Here is a 19,811-nt window from a genome sequence, read left to right on the forward strand (position 1 = left end):
GCGCATCAGGCAGAACGTTAACGATAAACGCGGAGGCCACCCTCGACGCCGCGGCTAAACAGTACCTGCCAAAGCTCAATATCTCTGGCGCGGAAAGCCCCGGCGCAGGCGCATAAATAGTAATTAAACATTCTTCTGAAGGTGGCGGAGTAACGTGAAGACAGCTCCGGCCATGCCTGATTAAAACGCTCGTGCCAGGCCATCAGCGTTTTATCGTAATCGCTGCCAAAGTTATGCCAGTCTTCCATAACAAAGCGCGATTCGCTGGCCTCGGCAATATGCGAAATCGCCGGTAAGCAACCGTTCGGGAAAATGTATTTATTGATCCACGGATCGACGCTCATCCCCTTTTTGTTGCTGCCAATGGTATGCAGCAGGAACAGCCCGTCCGGTTTTAAACAACGGTCGGCGATGCTGAAATAGGTGTCGTAGTTTTTCGGCCCGACGTGTTCGAACATCCCCACGGAAACAATGCGATCGTAGTGTTTATCGAGGTCACGATAATCCTGCAGCAGAATGTTAACGTCCAGCCCTTCACAGCGCTGTTGCGCCATTTTCTGCTGCTCTTTAGAGATAGTGACGCCTTCGACCGCCACGCCATAATGACGCGCTGCATATTCCGCCAGTCCGCCCCAGCCACAACCGATATCGAGTAAACGCATACCCGGTTTGAGTTGTAGCTTCTCACAAATCATTTTCAATTTGGCATTTTGCGCTTCGTCTAATGTGGTGGCGTCTTTCCAGTAACCACAGGAATATTGCATGTGCGGATCCAGCATCAGCGCAAAAAGATCGTTCCCAATATCATAATGCTCTTTACCGACAATCCACGCGCGGCTCCGCGACTGCAAATTAAACAGGCGGGCGCTGGCAATGCGTAAAATATCTTTCAGGTTGCCCGGCATTTGCTGGTCGAGTTTTGCTTTGAGAATTTTGCAGAACAGAATATCGAGCCGCTCGCAGTCCCACCAGCCTTCCATATAGCTTTCACCCAGCCCTAACGAGCCTTGTTGCAGTACCCGCTTAAAGAAACCGGCATGATGAAGCTGAATATCCCAGGCACGAGAGCCATTAATCTGGATATCCGCTTGCGAAAGCAGCTCTTTCCCCATTCGGGTCCAGTTATCATTTGTTTCATTGACGATGACAGCATCTGAACAAAGCGTGTTCATGGTATTTACCAAAGTGGGCTAAAAATCGTTACGCAAGATTATTATGGAAAACTGAATGCATGTATTATGATCTGCGGACAAGATCTATCGAATATCGGACACATCACCGGGAGCATTGACGATTTATTTATGGAGACTCTCGCGCAAAAACAGTGGAATTCATTTCCCGATAACTCCATTACGGAGCTGCCGCAGGACGTGTACTTCCGTTCTTATGTCCTGGAAGCCAACCATCATGTTCCGCTGCATTCGCACTCTTTTATGCAGTTTCATTTCGCCCGTAAAGGCAGCATGCGAATTGATGTCGCCGGCAAATGCTGGATAATTCCAGCGCATTATGGCATCTGGATCCCCAATAATACCGAGCATGCGGTCTGGGCACTGGATGATGTGTATTTAGAGAATCTGGATATTAAGCCGGGTTTTCTTGAAGAGAGCATCAATGAATGTAAAGTGGTGGCGATCAGTGATTTCGCCAGAGAGTTTATTCATTACGCCACCAATTTAATTTCGGGCCATTATGATAGCCAGTCAAAAGAGGGTAAGCTGGTTAGTGTTCTGGTCGATATTATTCTGCAGCTCCCGGAAGTCGCTTTTGTATTACCCTGGCCGCACGATCGCGAATTAACCAAAGTGTGCCGGACAATTCAGGAATCCCCGGCCCTGGAGCATTCGGTTGAATACTGGGCACAGCATCTGGGCATGTCAGCCCGTACCTTTTCACGCCATTTCAAAAAAGAAACCGGATTGCCCTTCAGCGTCTGGAAGCAAAAAATGCGTATTCTGGAATCGGTATTAATGCTGAAAAAAAATAAAAGCGTAACTGCCGTGGCGCTGGATGTGGGGTATTCCAGCACCGCGGCATTTAGCTATGCATTTCGCCAGGCGTTTGGCGTGCCGCCATCGAATTACTGATTAACGGCGTTGATGCCAGTAAGCCGTTGCGCGCACCAGTTGCTGATCGAACGCCTCGGTTTCAAAGCGAACGCTGAGGTTTTTTACCGCCTTGCCTTCGCCGGTAATCCAGATGAAATAATCGTCTGCGGGCACGTTCAGCCGCGATAAATGTTCGTTCACCACCTGTTCGTCATGGCCGATAAACCACTGAATAGTAAACTCGTCGAGATGGGCAAAATAGTCCTGATACGCCGCATCCTGCACGTTTACCAGCGCCGTTACGTTCGGGCGTACCGCTAAACGGCTGAGCGACTCCAGCCGTCGGCGCAGCGCGGGCATGCCTGATTCATCACACACGTAAACCTGATACGCATAATCCTCCGGCACCACCAAAGAACCGCGCGGACCACCGATCGTCAGCTTGTCACCCTCGCGAGCATTCATCGCCCATGTGCTCGCCACGCCACCGTCATGAATATAAAAATCCAGCGCCAGCTCATGGCGCGCTTCGTCATACAACGGCGTGTAGTCACGGGAGAGCGGACGTACGCCGTCAGCCCAGACAATGCCTTCATCGGTGACAACAGGCGGCACAAAATGGCTGCCCGGCTCCGGGAAAAAGACCTTGGTATGGTCATCAAAACCGTGCGAGCTAAAACCGTCCAGCGCGTCACCGCCCAGTACGATGCGCTGAAAACCCGCGCTAATACGTTCTACGCGCAGGACGGTAAGTTCACGGAAGCGCAGTTCATTGCGAACGCGCTGTGGGTAGCGTGAGGTGTTTTTTGTCATTTTTTCGCCTTCGTGAAGATAATACGATATATCTAAATTTATTTTTAAATGATAATGATTGCTAATCAAAAAGATTGCAAGCACTTTTTTGATATAGTCAGCTTGTGATTAAACAGCGATCAGCAATCCATGAAAATCATTAATAATCATCAAATTAAACAAAAATTATTTTATAGACTTGCAAGCCGATAAACTTTAGATATAAATTAGATATATCTAAACAACATCAGGAGACGATGATGCAAAACCATCATGAAGGTTGCTGTAAACATACAGAGCACCAACACGAAGGCTGCTGCAAGGGTGAAGGACATCACCACGAAAGCCGCCACAGTGAGCACCATGCAGGCTGCTGCAAAAGTGAAGAGCATCGCCACGCAGGCTGTCACCAGGAACATCACCACGAACAGGGTTGCGGACGCCGCCACGGTCGCGGCGGAGGTGGTGGTCGTCGCCAGCGCTTCTTCGGTCACGGCGAATTACGCCTGGTGATTCTGGATATCCTGACCCGCGACGCCAGCCACGGCTATGAACTGATTAAAGCGATTGAAACCCTGACTCAGGGTAACTACACCCCGAGCCCTGGCGTTATCTATCCGACGCTGGATCTGTTGCAGGATCAGGCACTGATCGCCATCAGCGACGAGGAAGGCGGGCGTAAGCAGATTGCCATCACGACTCAAGGTCTGCAGTGGCTGGATGAGAACCGCGAACATCTGGAACATATCCACGAACGTATTAAAGCCCGTTGTGTGGGTTTTGAATTACGTAAAAATCCACAGATGAAACGCGCACTGGAGAACTTTAAAGCCGTGCTGGACCTACGCGTCAATCATGGCGATACCAGCGAGGCGCAGATCAAAAAAATCATTGGTATTATCGATCGCGCCGCGCTGGATATTACGCAGTTAGATTAATCTGCGCAGCAGGCGGAACCCGTGTGCCCGGCGTTACGCCTGCGGTTGTTAAGATTAATGCAGCACCGTGACCGCATCTTCCAGACGACCCGCGCGATGTTTCACCATCGTGGAAATCTGGGCGCTCTCTTCAACCAGTTCAGCGTTTTTCTGCGTAATGCTGCTCAGTTCATTGACCGCGCGAGTCAGGCTGGAAAGACCATCGGACTGTTCCAGCGTTGAGTGGCTGATTTGGGCGATCAACTGAGTGACGTTTTGCACCTGCGCCACAATATCGTCCATCGTGCGCCCCGCGGCGTGTACCTGATCGGAGCCGGACTGCACCTTATCGGCGCTGGCATCAATCAGCTTGCGGATATCATTGGCCGCACTGGCGCTACGACTGGCAAGGTGACGCACTTCTCCCGCCACCACCGCGAACCCTTTCCCTTGCTCGCCCGCCCTCGCAGCTTCAACGGCGGCGTTCAAGGCCAGAATATTGGTCTGGAAAGCAATATCGTTAATCAGCGTGGTAATGGTGCCGATCCGCTGAGTGCTGTTGGCGATATCGTCCATGGTTTTGATGACGGTATCCATCGCCTCGCCGCCGTGCGTTGCCGCGCTGCTGGCGGCGATCGAGAGTTTATCGGCTGCGGCGGCGGTCTCAGAGTTTTGTTTCACCGACGCCGCCATCTGATTCATGGTGGTCACCGTTTCCTGCACATTCTCTACGGTCTGCTGCGTATGCTTGGTCAAATCATCACTGCCTTTCGCCAGCGTTTCGCTGTCGCTACGCACACAACTCACCTGGCTGGAAACATCATGGATGAGCCAACGGCACATTAACCCCAGTTGCCCCACCGCTCGCAGCATCAAGCCCAGTTCATCGCTGCGGTTAAGATGCGACACGCTGTTGCGCTCACCGGTCGCCACTTTCAACGCCTGACGCGCGACATTCTCGATGGGACGCACAATTTGCCATTCGAAAATAGCCGTCCCCAGCAGCATTACCAACGCACTCATCAACAGTAACGGCCATTCGCCGCCCATTTGCTGCAATGCGGTCGCCAGTACCACAAACATCAATGCCATCACGCTGCGTACCCGCCAGCGAATCGGCAGTGCCGGGAGTTTACCCAGCCAGCCTTTGCGTACCACCAAACCTTTATGAATACGTCGGTTGCAACGTCCTTCATTCAGCGCCTTATATAAAGGCTCTACTGCCGCAATCTCTTCGTCAGTTGCCCGGGTGCGAATCGACATATACCCGGTCACTCGCCCTTCCCGCACCATCGGCACCGCGTTGGCCCTCACCCAGTAGTGATCGCCATTCTTACGCCGGTTTTTCACAATGCCGCTCCACGGCTCACCCTGTTTGAGGGTGTACCACATATCCGCGAATGCCGCTTTTGGCATGTCCGGATGACGAACCAGGTTGTGCGGCTTATCGAGCAATTCATTCAGTTGATAGCCGCTGACCTGGACAAAGGTATCGTTAGCATGAGTGATATAGCTTTGTAAGTCGGTGGTGGACATGAGGGTGATATCATCATCCAGCGGTGTATTTTGCTGACTAACGTAGGGATGAGCAGACATGATTGCGTCCTGTGCAGGTTATCTGGTTGTTAACTCTTTCGGCTTATGTTATTTCGGCGATAATTTTTTTATCTTTAGTTGTTAAATTTGATTTAGATCGCAATTTGCGATTAAACCTCAAAATCTGTACGCATTCTAATTCATTGATTTAAAGTACTTTCATTAAGTAACTATTCAATTACGCTTCTTCTCCGCACCGTCACAGTGCAAATATTGCCCATTTTTAGCGCAAATACGCGTTTATTCGATCTGTTTTCAGGTGTCAAATCTGGGCAAAATGCCAGCAAATGTTAAATACCGGCATTAAATGCTGCACAAATAAGATGTTTCCTGGTGTTTATCCCGATTTTTGCTATGCGCGCCGGAATGGCGCAATCCCTGCAATACTTAAATCAGTATCATGTGATACGCCAGCTCCGGGAGCATATTTTGAACAGGTTACCTTCCAGCGCATCGGCCCTGGCCTGCAGCGCACACGCACTGAATCTCATCGAAAAGCGCACGCTTGATCATGAGGAAATGAAATCATTAAACCGAGAGGTGATTGAGTACTTTAAGGAGCATGTCAATCCGGGGTTCTTAGAGTATCGAAAATCTGTAACTGCAGGCGGGGATTACGGAGCCGTAGAGTGGCAAGCGGGAAGCCTTAATACGCTTGTCGACACCCAGGGACAGGAGTTTGTTGATTGCCTGGGCGGTTTTGGCATTTTCAATGTGGGGCACCGTAATCCAGTCGTGGTTTCCGCCGTACAGAACCAACTCGCGAAACAACCTCTGCACAGCCAGGAGTTACTTGACCCGTTGCGGGCCATGCTGGCAAAAACCCTCGCCGCACTGGCGCCCGGTAAACTGAAATACAGTTTTTTCTGTAACAGCGGGACCGAGTCGGTTGAAGCCGCCCTGAAGCTGGCGAAAGCGTATCAATCGCCGCGCGGTAAATTTACATTTATTGCCACCAGCGGCGCATTCCATGGTAAATCCCTCGGCGCGCTATCCGCCACGGCGAAATCCACCTTCCGTAAACCCTTTATGCCGCTGCTGCCGGGATTCCGCCATGTGCCATTTGGCGATATTAACGCGATGCGTACCATGCTCAGCGAGTGTAAAAAGACCGGTGACGACGTCGCCGCCGTGATCCTTGAGCCTATTCAGGGCGAAGGGGGCGTGATCCTGCCGCCGCAAGGGTATTTGACCGCCGTTCGTAAGCTCTGTGATGAGTTTGGCGCACTGATGATCCTTGACGAAGTGCAGACCGGCATGGGTCGTACCGGCAAAATGTTCGCCTGCGAGCACGAAAACGTGCAGCCGGATATTATGTGTCTGGCAAAAGCGTTGGGCGGCGGCGTGATGCCGATTGGCGCAACCATTGCCACCGAAGAGGTGTTCTCCGTCCTGTTCGATAATCCTTTCCTGCATACCACTACGTTTGGCGGCAACCCGCTCGCTTGTGCGGCGGCGCTGGCCACCATTAACGTCCTGCTGGAGCAAAATTTACCGGCTCAGGCAGAGCAGAAAGGCGATATGTTGCTGGATGGTTTCCGCCAGCTTGCGCGGGAATACCCGGATCTGGTACACGATGTACGCGGCAAAGGCATGTTGATGGCGATTGAGTTTGTCGATAATGAAATCGGCTATAACTTTGCCAGTGAGATGTTCCGCCAGCGGGTGCTGGTCGCCGGGACGCTGAACAATGCCAAGACGATCCGCATCGAACCGCCGCTAACGTTAACGATCGAGCAATGCGATCTGGTGTTGCGATCAACACGCAAAGCCCTGGCAGCATTACGGGTGAGCGTGGAGCAGATGTAATACCTGTCGGATGGCGCTGCGAGTATCTGACCTACGAAAGTGTGTCCTTTGTAGGCTCAGGCGTAGCCGCCATCCGGCAAATTCGTTCTCTGGCTCCACTCCTTTTTTGAATCCCATCACAATCACGGCATTCCCCTTTTCCCTTTTACGCTGCGACGGCTAAATTATTAACTCATCCGACCACATAACAATAATTTTACATACTGGACACGTTTATGAGCTATCCGTCGCTGTTCGCCCCGCTCGATTTAGGCTTCACCACGCTTAAAAACCGCGTGCTGATGGGTTCAATGCATACCGGGCTGGAGGAATATCCCGACGGGGCAGAACGGTTGGCCGCGTTCTATGCCGAACGCGCCCGTCACGGCGTGGCTCTGATTGTGACCGGAGGCATTGCGCCATCGTTATCCGGCGTGGGTATGGAAGGCGGCGCGGTGCTGAACGATACCAGCCAGCTCGCGCATCATCGCGTGATTACCGATGCCGTGCATGACGAAGGCGGCAAAATCGCTCTGCAAATCCTGCATACCGGGCGTTACAGCTATCAGCCGCATCTGGTGGCGCCTTCTGCCATTCAGGCCCCCATCAACCGTTTTACGCCGCATGAACTGACGCACGATGAAGTGCTGCAGCTGATTGAGGATTTTGCCCACTGCGCGCAGCTGGCGCGAGAAGCGGGCTACGATGGCGTGGAAGTGATGGGCTCGGAAGGGTATCTCATCAACGAATTCCTGACCCTGCGCACCAATCAGCGCGACGACGAATGGGGCGGTGATTATGCCAACCGCATGCGTTTTGCCGTCGAGGTGGTACGGGCAGTACGTCAGCGTGCCGGCAATGACTTTATTATTATCTTCCGCCTGTCGATGCTCGATCTGGTAGAAAACGGCGGCACCTTCGAGGAAACAGTCCAGTTGGCGCAGGCTGTAGAAGCCGCAGGCGCAACCATTATCAACACCGGTATTGGCTGGCACGAGGCGCGTATCCCCACCATCGCCACCCCGGTGCCGCGGGGTGCATTTAGCTGGGTGACGCGCAAGCTGAAAGGTCATGTGACGATCCCCCTGGTCACCACCAACCGCATTAACGATCCTAAAGTCGCCGATGACATTCTGGCCCGCGGCGATGCCGATATGGTGTCGATGGCCCGTCCGTTCCTCGCCGACGCCGAACTGCTGTCAAAAGCGCAAAGCGGACGAGCGGATGAAATCAATACCTGTATCGGTTGCAACCAGGCCTGCCTGGATCAGATCTTCGTCGGCAAAGTCACCTCTTGTCTGGTGAATCCACGCGCCTGCCATGAAACCAAAATGCCGATCGTTGCGGTAACTGTGCCGAAAAATCTGGCGGTTGTCGGCGCGGGTCCTGCTGGCCTCGCCTTCGCCATTAATGCCACCGCGCGCGGGCATCACGTGACGCTGTTTGACGCCCATAGCGAGATTGGCGGACAGTTTAATATCGCCAAACAGATCCCCGGCAAAGAAGAATTCTATGAAACCCTGCGCTACTACCGTCGGATGATCGACGTGACGGGCGTGACGCTAAGGCTGAACCACATTGTCACCGCGCGCGATCTGGAAACTTTTGACGAGGCGATCCTCGCCAGTGGGATCGAACCACGGATGCCACCGATCGCGGGGATCGATCACCCTAAAGTGCTGAGCTATCTCGACGTCCTGCGCGATAAAGCGCCGGTGGGCAAACGCGTTGCCATCATTGGCTGCGGCGGGATCGGCTTTGATACCGCCATGTATCTGAGCCAGCCTGGCGATCCCACCAGCCAGAACATTGCTGAGTTCTGTGTGGAATGGGGGATCGACACCAGCCTGCAACAGCCTGGCGGCTTACGCCCGGAAGGTCCGCACTTATCCCGCAGTCCGCGTCAGATAGTGATGTTGCAGCGCAAGGCCAGCAAACCGGGGCAAGGTTTAGGTAAAACGACGGGCTGGATCCATCGCGCCACCCTGCTCTCACGCGGCGTGAAAATGATCCCGGCGGTCAGTTACCAGAAAATTGATGATGATGGGTTACACGTTGTGTTGAACGGCGAACCAGTGATCTTTAACGTGGATAACGTGGTGATTTGCGCCGGACAAGAGCCACGCCGTGAGCTGGTCGAACCGCTCCACGCGGCAGGTAAAACAGTGCATCTGATCGGCGGCTGCGATGTGGCGATGGAACTGGATGCCCGGCGCGCCATTGCGCAAGGCACCCGACTGGCACTGGAAATTTAACTCTATGTAGGATTAATCGATGAATAACGCTGGGGAAAGGCCAAATCGTGCAGACAGCTTTTTAGCATGCTCCAGCGTTAGTTTTCGCTGGCCATTTAAAACTCGCGACACCATCGATTTGCTGCCTATTTCGTCTGCAAAATCGGAAAGCGTCAGATGATACTGATCCATAAGGGTGCGCAAAACCGCAATACCCGCCGGAATAGCCTCAATCTCTTCCCGTAATGCACGTAATTCCGGCTGATTGTCTTCATATGCGCGGATGCGAACACACAACAGGTCAACCAGCGGATTTGTTGGGTCGCTTATCAGTAATTCGGCCACCAGTTCCAGAGCGTAACGATGATCGGCTTCAGTGGGGTTATCTCCCAGAAGGGGGATTTCTGCAACCAATGTCTTTGTTGCTTTAAGGGCTCTTGCTGACATCATAACCATGATTTTTTCCCCTTCGTTCTGTGCCTATCTGTAAACCTGTCGTACTCGGTGTGGTTAAAGATGTGTCTAATGTAAAACTTCTGACTTTCAAAAAAGATCAACGCAATAACTCTAATATTATTGTTAGCTATATTTACTACGTAGTGCTTATCAAGATATTTGAAGTTATCCAGTGAGGGATAAAATTCCCTCAGTGCTTCTGGCGTAGGGCAGTATGCTTTCGCAATAGTCTTAGCAAATAACTTAATTTCTTTTGCATACTGAGGAAATCTTTCACATCCCTCGTCAATTGCGATCATTGAAATCAGGTGCATTCTTTATCACGTCCGTTGACAAATTGGCAATATCATAACACGAGTTGCCAAATTGGCAACACCATGAGCTTGTATAAATCCGCGTAACGATACGCCGGAGATCACCACAGATGTAGGGGGCCAACGGAGAGAGTTTATGGTTTGCGAACACGATTCCAAAACCATGCCGGATAAGGCGCTCACGCCGCCATCCGGCACTCGCGATTACCGACGACGACCTAATTTCACCGATTTGAGAATCACAAACTTATTATTGGTGGCGATGGTCTCGCAGTTGCCGAAAATCTTCTTCAGCTTATGGAAGTAATCGAGGTGACGGTTCGCCACGATATACAGCTCCCCGTTAATCTTCAGGCAGCGACGGGCGTGGTGGAACATCTCCCAAGCGATATTGTCGGTCAGCGCGTGCTTCTGATGGAACGGCGGGTTGCACAGGACGGCATTAAAGCGGAACGGCTCAACCCCGGACAGCGCGTTGTTAATCATAAACTCGCAGCGATCCAGCGCCTCAGGCATATTGCTTTCGACGTTCAGACGACTTGACGCCACAGCCATCGGCGATTCATCCACAAACACCACGCTGGCTTGTGGGTTTTTCTCCAGCAATGTCAGGCCAATCACGCCATTCCCACAGCCGAGATCGACAATCTCCCCTTCAAGATTTGCAGGCAGGTGCTCGATAAAGAAGCGCGCGCCAATATCCAGCCCGGTACGAGAGAAGACGTTGGCGTGGTTATGGATAGTCCAGTCGGTGCCTTCCAGTTTCCAGCTCAGCGTTTGCGAAGCAGCGGCCAGTTCAGGTTTGCTGAACGTACAGTTGATCAGACGAGCTTTTTTCCACGCCAGCGTCGTGGTGGTTGGACCCAACACCTTTTCAAACAGCTCCAGCGTCGAGGTATGAATATCGCGTGCTTTCGCTCCGGCAATAATCCGCGTTTGCGGCGTCACCACTTCACGCAGCGCGCGTAACTGCTGCTCCAGCAACGCCATGGTTTTGGGGATTTTAATCAGCACCACGCCCGGCACCTGCGGGTATTCCGCGGTGCTGTCGAGGAACTTGACGCTCGACTCGGCGATGTCGTTATGACGCAGGTTTTCACGCGTCGCCAGCTCGCTTAAGTAGGAGTCGCCGATGCTGTACGGCGTGTGCTCCGCCAGCGCACAGCCCAGCGCGCCAAAGGTATCATTCAGGATCAGCACCGGGCCGCTAATCTCGGTATCGTCCAGCTGTTGCAGCAGATATTCATCCGCCGCTTCCCACGCCAGCAGCGGGTTAACGTCATCCGTCTCCGGGAAACGTTTAAGTGACAGCGAACGGAAACCGTTGTCTATGTGGCTCATCGGCCCTCCTGAATGGTAAAATTTCGGCATATCCCTGAAAAGGGTGCGTGAGTATACACTTTTATGATTTGCGTGGACATTAATGAACCAACTAACTTATCTCCAGGGCTATCCTGAGCACTTACTCGCCCAGGTTCGAACCTTGATTAGCGAGCAGCGTCTGGGCGCAGTGCTGGAGAAGCGCTATCCGGGTACGCATGACTTCGCGACCGACAAAGCGCTGTGGCAATACACCCAGGATCTGAAAAACCAGTTTCTGCGCAATGCTCCACCGCTGAATAAGGTGATGTACGACAGCAAGATCCACGTTCTGAAGAATGCGCTGGGGCTGCATACCGCCGTCTCCCGCGTTCAGGGTGGCAAGCTAAAAGCCAAAGCGGAGATCCGCGTGGCGACCGTTTTTCGCAATGCCCCGGAACCCTTCCTGCGTATGATCGTGGTCCATGAACTGGCGCATCTGAAAGAAAAAGAGCATGACAAAGCGTTTTACCAACTGTGCTGCCATATGGAACCTCAGTACCATCAACTGGAGTTCGATACCCGCCTGTGGTTAACGCAACAATCGTTAAAGCAAAGTGCGTAGTCGCGCACTGGCTTTGTCTTCAAGGCATGCTAAATTGACGAAAGGATCCCTTTTAGCAGCCTGAAGGCCTTTATGATACGTTTCGCAGTAATTGGCACAAACTGGATCACTCGCCAGTTTGTCGATGCCGCCCATGAAACCGGCAAGTATAAGTTAACCGCAGTGTATTCCCGCAGTCTTGAGCAGGCACAGACCTTCGCCAACGATTACCCCGTCGAGCACCTGTTTACCTCGCTGGAGGCGATGGCCAGCAGTGACGCGATTGACGCCGTCTACATCGCCAGCCCAAACTCCCTGCACTTCCCGCAGACAGAGCTATTTTTGCAGCACAAAAAGCATGTCATTTGCGAAAAGCCGCTGGCCTCAAATCTGGCGCAAGCTGAAGCCGCTATCGCTTGCGCGCGCGAAAATCAGGTGGTGCTGTTTGAAGCATTTAAGACCGCCAGCCTGCCTAACTTCCTGCTGCTGCAGCAAGCGTTACCCAAAGTGGGCAGAATCAGGAAAGCCTTTATCAATTACTGCCAGTACTCCTCGCGTTACCAGCGTTATCTGGACGGTGAAAATCCGAATACGTTTAATCCGGCGTTCTCTAACGGTTCGATTATGGATATCGGCTTTTACTGCCTGGCCTCAGCGGTTGCGCTGTGGGGAGAGCCGATAAGCGTGCAGGCCAGCGCCAGTCTGCTGGAAAGCGGTGTGGATGCCCACGGCGTGGTCGTGCTTAATTACGGTGATTTCAGCGTCACACTCCAGCACTCCAAAGTCAGCGACTCGGTATTAGCCAGTGAAATTCAGGGCGAGTCGGGTTCGCTGGTCATTGAGCATATCTCTGAGTGTCAGAAAGTGTGCTTCGTGGCGCGTGGTGGCAAAACGCAGGATCTTACGGTGCCTCAGCATATCAATACGATGCTGTATGAGGCAGAGGCTTTTGCTCAGCTGGTTGAATCTGGCGAAGTGGATCATCCGGCACTGAGCGTCAGCCGTATTACCGCCAAACTGCAAACGGAAATTCGCCGTCAGACCGGCGTGATTTTCCCGGCAGATGAAACGGCGACATCGCTGACTGCGTAAAGGTATGTAAAACAAATGTTGCAGGCCATTGACTGCATGCATGGCCTGTAATATTTTGTAACCCGCAAAGGGGAGTAACTTCGTTGTCGGTTGATCGTCATTACGATGTGTGCAAAACCACATCCGGTCACCGGGCGATAACAAAGGAATACGCTATCGTATTCCTTTGTTGTTGTAAGTGAGACCTTGCCGAATGGCAAGGTCTATGCATAAAAAGCAGCGGCTAACGTCATTCGGCGTTGGCCGTTTTTTTATGCATGGGGGAATTATGAATACTGTCGGCACACCGTTGTTGTGGGGCGGCTTCGCTGTTGTGGTGGTGATTATGTTGGCCATCGACCTGCTGCTACAGGGTCGTCGTGGCGCACATACCATGTCGATGAAGCAGGCGGCAGCCTGGTCCATCGTCTGGGTCACGCTGTCGTTACTGTTTAACGCCGCATTCTGGTGGTACCTGGCCCAAACGCAGGGCCGCGCCGTTGCCGACCCACAGGCGCTGGCGTTTCTTACCGGCTATCTGATCGAGAAATCACTGGCGGTAGATAACGTCTTTGTCTGGCTGATGCTGTTCAGCTACTTCTCGGTACCGCCTGCGTTACAGCGTCGGGTACTGGTGTACGGCGTACTGGGCGCGATTGTGCTGCGTACGATTATGATCTTCGCAGGTAGCTGGCTTATCGCCCAGTTCGAATGGCTGCTGTACGTGTTTGGCGCGTTCCTGCTGTTTACCGGCGTGAAGATGGCACTGGCGAAAGAAGATGCTTCCGGTATCGGCGACAGACCGTTAGTCCGCTGGCTGCGTAGTCATTTACGCATGACCGATACCATCGAAGACGAAAAATTCTTCGTGCGTAAAAACGGACTGCTGTTCGTCACGCCGTTGATGCTGGTGTTGATTCTGGTTGAGCTGAGTGATGTCATTTTTGCCGTCGACAGTATTCCGGCCATCTTCGCCGTCACAACCGACCCGTTCATCGTGTTGACCTCAAACCTGTTTGCTATTTTGGGTCTGCGTGCGATGTACTTCCTGCTGGCTGGCGTGGCAGAGCGTTTCTCCATGCTGAAATACGGCTTGTCGGTCATTTTGGTGTTTATCGGTATTAAGATGCTGATCGTCGATTTCTATCATATCCCGATCGCTATCTCGTTAGGCGTGGTGTTCGGTATTCTGTTCGTTACGCTGGTCGTGAATGCGTGGGTTAATCACCAGCACGATAAAAAGCAGCAAATACAGTAAGTTTCATCCGCTAGCTGAAAAAGCCCGACAGCACACTGCGTGCGTCGGGCTTTTTGTTTATCATGTCAAATTAATGTTAATTTAAAGTTATAAAACATGATCTGAACGCAAAAATCAGGAGATTTCGCTTCCCGGGACTTCATCTTTCCTTATACTCAACCAGGCAAACACTTTGTTACATCCAGAAAGATGCATCATCAGAATGCACACTGGATGGGCAACAACACAATGAAAGGATTACTACATGACTACGCAACGTTCATCGGGGCTATTCTCGCGTTTGGCGCAAGGGAGCCTGGTTAAACAAATTTTGATCGGTTTGGTACTGGGGATATTGTTGGCGCTGGTGTCAAAACCTGCTGCAGAAGCCGTCGGGCTGTTGGGTACGCTGTTCGTTGGCGCATTAAAAGCCGTGGCCCCTGTTCTGGTCCTGATGCTGGTTATGGCGTCCATCGCCAACCACCAGCACGGACAAAAAACCAATATCCGTCCAATCCTGTTCCTTTACCTGCTCGGTACTTTTTCCGCAGCGTTAGCAGCGGTTGTCTTCAGCTTCGCCTTCCCGTCCACACTGCATCTTTCCAGCAGCGCCAGCGACATCGTACCGCCATCCGGCATTGTCGAAGTGATGCGTGGCCTGCTGATGAGTATGGTTTCTAACCCGATTGATGCCCTGCTTAACGCCAACTATATCGGCATTCTGGTATGGGCCGTCGGCCTGGGCTTTGCGCTGCGTCATGGGAATGAAACGACCAAAAATCTGGTCAATGATATGTCCAACGCCGTCACCTTTATGGTGAAGCTGGTGATTCGTTTCGCGCCAATTGGGATCTTCGGCCTGGTCTCCTCCACGCTGGCAACCACCGGTTTTGCCACGCTTTGGGGCTACGCTCAGCTGCTGACCGTGCTGGTAGGTTGTATGCTGCTGGTAGCGCTGGTGGTTAACCCGCTGCTGGTATTCTGGAAAATTCGCCGTAACCCGTATCCGCTGGTGCTGGCCTGTCTGCGTGAAAGCGGCGTGTATGCCTTCTTTACCCGCAGCTCCGCGGCAAACATTCCGGTGAATATGGCGCTGTGTGAGAAGTTGAATCTGGATCGTGATACCTACTCGGTTTCTATTCCGCTGGGGGCCACCATCAATATGGCGGGTGCAGCGATCACCATTACCGTGCTGACGCTGGCGGCGGTGAATACGCTGGGTATTCCGGTCGATTTACCGACAGCGCTGTTACTCAGCGTGGTGGCTTCGCTGTGTGCCTGCGGCGCATCGGGCGTGGCGGGTGGTTCTCTGCTGTTAATCCCCCTGGCATGCAACATGTTCGGGATTCCGAATGATATCGCCATGCAGGTGGTTGCCGTTGGCTTTATCATCGGAGTGCTGCAGGACTCCTGTGAAACGGCATTAAACTCTTCTACAGACGTCCTGTTTACCGCTGCTGCCTGTCAGGCAGAAGACGAACGTCTGGCCAACAACGCCCTGCGCGGCTAATCTCTGCTCCCCTCCGTCATCGGGCGGAGGGGTTACTATCTTGTACGCTTTTTTCAATTTTGAACGGATCAATTCCGCGTTTTTGCATCCGCCGGAAGCGAATAATATTCAAGCCGTTCATCACCAGAAAACTCCCTTCGATCATCGTCCCGCCAATCGATCCCAGCCAGAAGTTATGGATAACCCAGCAAGCGGTTGCGCACCACATAACGCAACGCACGGTTAACCCCTGGCAGCGAAACAGCGCCCAAGTGCTGGCCAGCGTGCCGATTATCGGCAACAGCTCCATCGCATGCTGTAATTTCGCAAGCCCGAGAACCAGGGTGAGGATAATAAAAACGGTCATTACCCACAGTTTGCGGGTATGCATCGAGACGAGTGTGCGGATGGTATTGAGCTCGGCACTCATTCCTGCAGGCCAGGCGCCCATCAGGAAAAAATGCACGCCAATGGTGGCGCTATAGACAGCGAGTTGCAGCCGGAACCGACGCTCATCGCGATTGAAAAAGGTGGTAATGCCGATTAGAAAGGCGATGACACCTACGCCCTGGGCCAGCCAATACGCGGTCATGCAAGCAACCCCAATTCTATCTCGTAGGCCGGATAAGGCGAGTTCTCCACCATCCGGCAACGGTTTTTGCCTGATGGCGCTGCGCTTATCAGGCCTACGGTTTGCGCAGACCTGTATGCAGGTACCATCAGGTATTTACTACAACGTTACGCCGCTTTTAAATATCGCTAACTCTCTAAAATCATTCCGCTCGTTGCAGGTTTGCTTGCCGTTGGCGAAATCGACGATGGTATCGACAAATTCTTCCAGTAACTGCGGCATCGCTTTGCCGTGGATCAGTTGTCCGGCATCAAAATCGATCCAGTGCTTTTTCTTCGCTGCCAGCTCGCTGTTGGTAGCAATTTTCACCGTTGGCACAAATCCACCGTACGGCGTACCGCGACCGGTACTGAACAGCACCATATGACAGCCCGCGCCCGCCAGTGCACTGGTGGCGACTGCGTCGTTACCCGGCGCGCTCAGCAGGTTCAGGCCGTGCGTTTTCAGGCGTTCACCGTAGCGCAGTACGTCCACCACCTGGCTGGAGCCTGCTTTTTGGGTACAGCCGAGAGATTTATCTTCCAGGGTGGTGATACCGCCCGCTTTGTTGCCCGGCGATGGGTTTTCGTAGATCGGCTGGTCGTGAGCAATGAAGTACTGTTTGAAGTCATTCACCATAGTGACCAGCTTGCCGAACGTTTCTTCGTCACGGCAGTGGTCCATCAGCAACTGCTCGGCGCCGAACATTTCCGGTACTTCGGTCAGCACGGTGGTGCCGCCGTTGGCAATGACATAGTCGGAGAAGCGGCCCAGCATCGGGTTGGCGGTAATACCGGACAGGCCGTCAGAGCCGCCGCATTCGAGACCAAACTTCAGCTCGCCCAGCTTACCGGGTTCACGCTTATCGTTACGCATCACGTTGTACAACTGGTGAAGATGTTCGATCCCCGCTTCCACTTCATCTTCCTGGTGTTGGCAGACCATAAAGTGAACGCGATCGGGATCGTACTCGCCTAAGGTTTCGCGAAAAGCGTCAACCTGGTTGTTTTCACAGCCGAGACCGACCACCAGCACTGCGCCCGCGTTCGGGTGGCGCACCATGTTTTGCAGCATGGTGCGGGTGTTGATATGGTCGTCACCCAGTTGTGAGCAGCCGTAGGTGTGGCTGAAGAGATGCACGCCGTCGATCCCTTTGGCATCGTTGGTCTCTTTCAGGAAGCGATTCTGCATCTGACGGGCCATGGCGTTGACGCAGCCTACTGTCGGCAGGATCCACAGTTCATTACGCACGCCAACATCGCCGTTGGCACGACGGTAGATCTGTACATCACGATCCGCCGGTTGCGCCTCAGGTTCCTGAAAGTCGGGTTGATAGCTATATTCATCCAGATCGCTCAGATTGGTACGCGTGTTATGAGCATGAATATGCTCGCCCGCCGCGATATCAGCCAGAGCATGGCCGATCGGCAGGCCATATTTCATGACGTTCTCACCCTGCGCGATATCGCAAAGCGCGAACTTATGCCCACGAGAGACCGCCTGGCGCAGAGTTACCGCCTGCCCGTCAACGGTAACTTCGGTTCCTTCAGCCAAATCAGCGAGCGCTACCGCAACGTTATCCAGCGTATGGATCTTGATGTATTGCATATCAACCCCGGACCTTAGTTCAGTTCAATGGCGAAGTAATCGCGCGCATTGTTGAAACAAATGTTTTTCACCATTTCACCCAGCAGTTGGATGTCGGCTGGGGCTTCGCCCGCAGCAACCCAACGACCGATCATCTGGCACAGAATACGACGGAAGTATTCGTGACGAGTGTAAGACAGGAAGCTACGGCTGTCGGTCAGCATGCCGACGAAGCGGCTCAGCAGGCCCAGTTGCGCCAGCTGTGTCATCTGACGTTCCATCCCGTCTTTCTGATCGTTGAACCACCAGCCGGAACCGAACTGCATCTTGCCCGGCATGCCTTCGCCCTGGAAGTTACCGATCATGGTGCCCAGCACTTCGTTATCGCGCGGGTTCAGACAGTACAGAATGGTTTTCGGCAGCAGGTTTTGTTCGTTCTGTTTGCTCAGCAGTTTGGACAGCTCTTCCGCCATCGGACGGTCGTTGATGGAGTCGAAGCCGACGTCCGCGCCCAACAGTTTGAATTGACGCAGGTTGTTATTACGCAGCGCGCCGATGTGGTACTGCTGTACCCATTCGCGACGGGCGTATTCTGCACCGAGGAACACCAGTACAGCGGTTTTGAACTGGGCAACTTCGTGCTCGCTCAGGGTTTCACCGGCCAGACGACGCGCCAGGATGCTATCCAGCTCCGCTTCGTTAGATTCCGCGAAAAGTACAACGTCCAGCGCGTGGTCAGACACTTTACAGCCGTGAGCGGCGAAGTGGTCCAGGCGTTTGGTCAGCGCGGTCTGCAGGTCAGCGAAACGACGGATATCGGTGTCAGAGACTTCACCGAGCTTGGCCATGTAATCGTTAAAGGTCGCCAGTTCGATGTTGAAGGCTTTATCCGGGCGCCAGCTCGGCAGCACTTTCACATCAAAACTTCCGTCTTTGGCAACGGCCGCGTGGTGCTCCAGAGAATCGATCGGGTCATCGGTGGTGCCGACCATTTTCACGTTCATCTGCTTCATGATACCGCGCGCGGAGAATTGATCCTGCGCCAGCAGTTCGTTGCACTGGTTCCAGATTTCGTCAGCCGTTGCCGGAGACAGCAACTTACCTGTAATACCAAACGGGCGACGCAACTCGAGGTGGGTCCAGTGGTACAGCGGGTTACCGATAGTGTGCGGAACCGTAGCGGCCCAGGCATCAAACTTCTCACGATCGGAGGCATCGCCGGTACACAGGCGCTCAGCAACGCCGTTGGTACGCATCGCACGCCACTTATAGTGGTCACCCTTCAGCCAGATGTCATACAGGTTATTAAAACGGTAGTTTTCAGCGATTTGTTGCGGTGGTAAATGGCAGTGGTAATCGAAGATCGGCTGGTCTTTGGCGTAATCATGATACAGACGGCGGGCAAATTCGGTATCCAGCAGGAAATCTTCAGTCATAAACGGGGTCATTATCGTCTTCCTCTCAACGAGTGCGTCAGATTGCTTATGTTTTGATGTTGACAAAGTTATCACACCAATTTCCACACACTGAAGATATTTTCGTGAGTTAGATCAACAAATGATGACAAAAAAATTACTCTCAAAGAGGTAAATCATGCCTCAAGCCGCGCCAGCACTGGCTTTGCTGAATCGAAATAATGACCACACGAAGATTCACACTTTTGTGATGGCACTCACCTTTTAAAGTTGTATGACAAGTTATCTTTTGGCCGTCGCGATACATAAGCCGACGGAATGCAAATTACCGATGTATCACCATCGGATTGACCG

General features: G+C 52.8%; 17 protein-coding genes. 8 read left to right on the forward strand and 9 right to left on the reverse strand.

The window, feature by feature from the left end:
• Nucleotides 1-17: 17 nt before the first annotated feature.
• Nucleotides 18-1,172 (reverse strand): cyclopropane fatty acyl phospholipid synthase, encoded by a 1,155-nt coding sequence (gene cfa / locus FHD02_RS20685; RefSeq protein WP_137360676.1) that lies wholly within the window; start codon nucleotides 1,170-1,172, stop codon nucleotides 18-20.
• Nucleotides 1,173-1,238: 66 nt separating this feature from the next.
• On the opposite strand from cfa, the gene FHD02_RS20690 reads away from it, so the two are divergent.
• Nucleotides 1,239-2,087 carry an AraC family transcriptional regulator gene (locus FHD02_RS20690; protein ID WP_137360675.1) on the forward strand — a complete coding sequence of 283 codons (849 nt, stop codon included), beginning with the start codon at nucleotides 1,239-1,241 and terminating at the stop codon, nucleotides 2,085-2,087.
• On the opposite strand, the gene FHD02_RS20695 is transcribed toward FHD02_RS20690, so the two are convergent.
• A complete protein-coding gene (locus FHD02_RS20695; RefSeq protein WP_079225967.1) occupies nucleotides 2,088-2,861 on the reverse strand; it encodes a siderophore-interacting protein in 774 nt (257 codons plus the stop codon).
• 236 nt (nucleotides 2,862-3,097) lie between these two features.
• Between FHD02_RS20695 and FHD02_RS20700 the strand changes: the two genes are divergently transcribed.
• Nucleotides 3,098-3,778, forward strand: a complete 681-nt coding sequence (locus FHD02_RS20700) for a PadR family transcriptional regulator (protein ID WP_162267385.1) — start codon at nucleotides 3,098-3,100, stop codon at nucleotides 3,776-3,778.
• A gap of 54 nt (nucleotides 3,779-3,832) precedes the next feature.
• On the opposite strand, the gene FHD02_RS20705 is transcribed toward FHD02_RS20700, so the two are convergent.
• Nucleotides 3,833-5,353 (reverse strand): PAS domain-containing methyl-accepting chemotaxis protein, encoded by a 1,521-nt coding sequence (locus tag FHD02_RS20705; RefSeq protein WP_220394286.1) that lies wholly within the window; start codon nucleotides 5,351-5,353, stop codon nucleotides 3,833-3,835.
• A 429-nt stretch (nucleotides 5,354-5,782) separates the two neighbouring features.
• Between FHD02_RS20705 and ygjG the strand changes: the two genes are divergently transcribed.
• Both ygjG and FHD02_RS20715 read left to right on the forward strand, forming a co-directional pair.
• Entirely contained in the window at nucleotides 5,783-7,162 is a 1,380-nt protein-coding gene (ygjG, locus tag FHD02_RS20710) for a putrescine aminotransferase (protein ID WP_167371260.1), read from the forward strand.
• 215 nt (nucleotides 7,163-7,377) lie between these two features.
• Nucleotides 7,378-9,396 (forward strand): NADPH-dependent 2,4-dienoyl-CoA reductase, encoded by a 2,019-nt coding sequence (locus tag FHD02_RS20715; protein ID WP_220394287.1) that lies wholly within the window; start codon nucleotides 7,378-7,380, stop codon nucleotides 9,394-9,396.
• Between the two features lie 12 nt (nucleotides 9,397-9,408).
• Here the strand turns inward: FHD02_RS20715 and FHD02_RS20720 are convergent, their stop codons facing one another.
• From FHD02_RS20720 to rlmG, 3 genes are all read right to left on the reverse strand, one after another.
• Complete coding sequence (locus FHD02_RS20720) at nucleotides 9,409-9,825, reverse strand: type II toxin-antitoxin system HigA family antitoxin (RefSeq protein ID WP_137360707.1); 417 nt, start codon at nucleotides 9,823-9,825, stop codon at nucleotides 9,409-9,411.
• Nucleotides 9,822-10,145, reverse strand: a complete 324-nt coding sequence (locus FHD02_RS20725) for a type II toxin-antitoxin system HigB family toxin (protein WP_137360672.1) — start codon at nucleotides 10,143-10,145, stop codon at nucleotides 9,822-9,824. Before FHD02_RS20725 ends, FHD02_RS20720 begins: the two co-directional genes overlap by 4 nt.
• A gap of 204 nt (nucleotides 10,146-10,349) precedes the next feature.
• Nucleotides 10,350-11,486 (reverse strand): 23S rRNA (guanine(1835)-N(2))-methyltransferase RlmG, encoded by a 1,137-nt coding sequence (gene rlmG / locus FHD02_RS20730; protein WP_220394288.1) that lies wholly within the window; start codon nucleotides 11,484-11,486, stop codon nucleotides 10,350-10,352.
• A gap of 82 nt (nucleotides 11,487-11,568) precedes the next feature.
• On the opposite strand from rlmG, the gene FHD02_RS20735 reads away from it, so the two are divergent.
• From FHD02_RS20735 to sstT, 4 genes are all read left to right on the forward strand, one after another.
• Complete coding sequence (locus FHD02_RS20735; RefSeq protein WP_042311118.1) at nucleotides 11,569-12,069, forward strand: M48 family metallopeptidase; 501 nt, start codon at nucleotides 11,569-11,571, stop codon at nucleotides 12,067-12,069.
• A 72-nt stretch (nucleotides 12,070-12,141) separates the two neighbouring features.
• Nucleotides 12,142-13,140, forward strand: a complete 999-nt coding sequence (locus tag FHD02_RS20740; RefSeq protein WP_220394289.1) for a Gfo/Idh/MocA family protein — start codon at nucleotides 12,142-12,144, stop codon at nucleotides 13,138-13,140.
• Nucleotides 13,141-13,408: 268 nt separating this feature from the next.
• Nucleotides 13,409-14,377, forward strand: coding sequence for a TerC family protein (locus FHD02_RS20745; RefSeq protein WP_038642882.1), 969 nt, complete (start codon nucleotides 13,409-13,411; stop codon nucleotides 14,375-14,377).
• Nucleotides 14,378-14,621: 244 nt separating this feature from the next.
• Nucleotides 14,622-15,866 (forward strand): serine/threonine transporter SstT, encoded by a 1,245-nt coding sequence (sstT, locus tag FHD02_RS20750; protein WP_061382487.1) that lies wholly within the window; start codon nucleotides 14,622-14,624, stop codon nucleotides 15,864-15,866.
• A 16-nt stretch (nucleotides 15,867-15,882) separates the two neighbouring features.
• Here the strand turns inward: sstT and FHD02_RS20755 are convergent, their stop codons facing one another.
• From FHD02_RS20755 to uxaC, 3 genes are all read right to left on the reverse strand, one after another.
• Nucleotides 15,883-16,437: a YgjV family protein gene (locus FHD02_RS20755; RefSeq protein WP_042311125.1), complete on the reverse strand. Its 555-nt coding sequence runs from the start codon at nucleotides 16,435-16,437 to the stop codon at nucleotides 15,883-15,885.
• Nucleotides 16,438-16,575: 138 nt separating this feature from the next.
• Entirely contained in the window at nucleotides 16,576-18,063 is a 1,488-nt protein-coding gene (locus FHD02_RS20760) for a UxaA family hydrolase (protein WP_220394290.1), read from the reverse strand.
• A 14-nt stretch (nucleotides 18,064-18,077) separates the two neighbouring features.
• A complete protein-coding gene (gene uxaC / locus FHD02_RS20765; RefSeq protein ID WP_042311130.1) occupies nucleotides 18,078-19,490 on the reverse strand; it encodes a glucuronate isomerase in 1,413 nt (470 codons plus the stop codon).
• Nucleotides 19,491-19,811: the final 321 nt, after the last annotated feature.

This window comes from Citrobacter sp. EC_71 (genome assembly GCF_019584005.1).
GTDB lineage: Bacteria > Pseudomonadota > Gammaproteobacteria > Enterobacterales > Enterobacteriaceae > Citrobacter > Citrobacter werkmanii.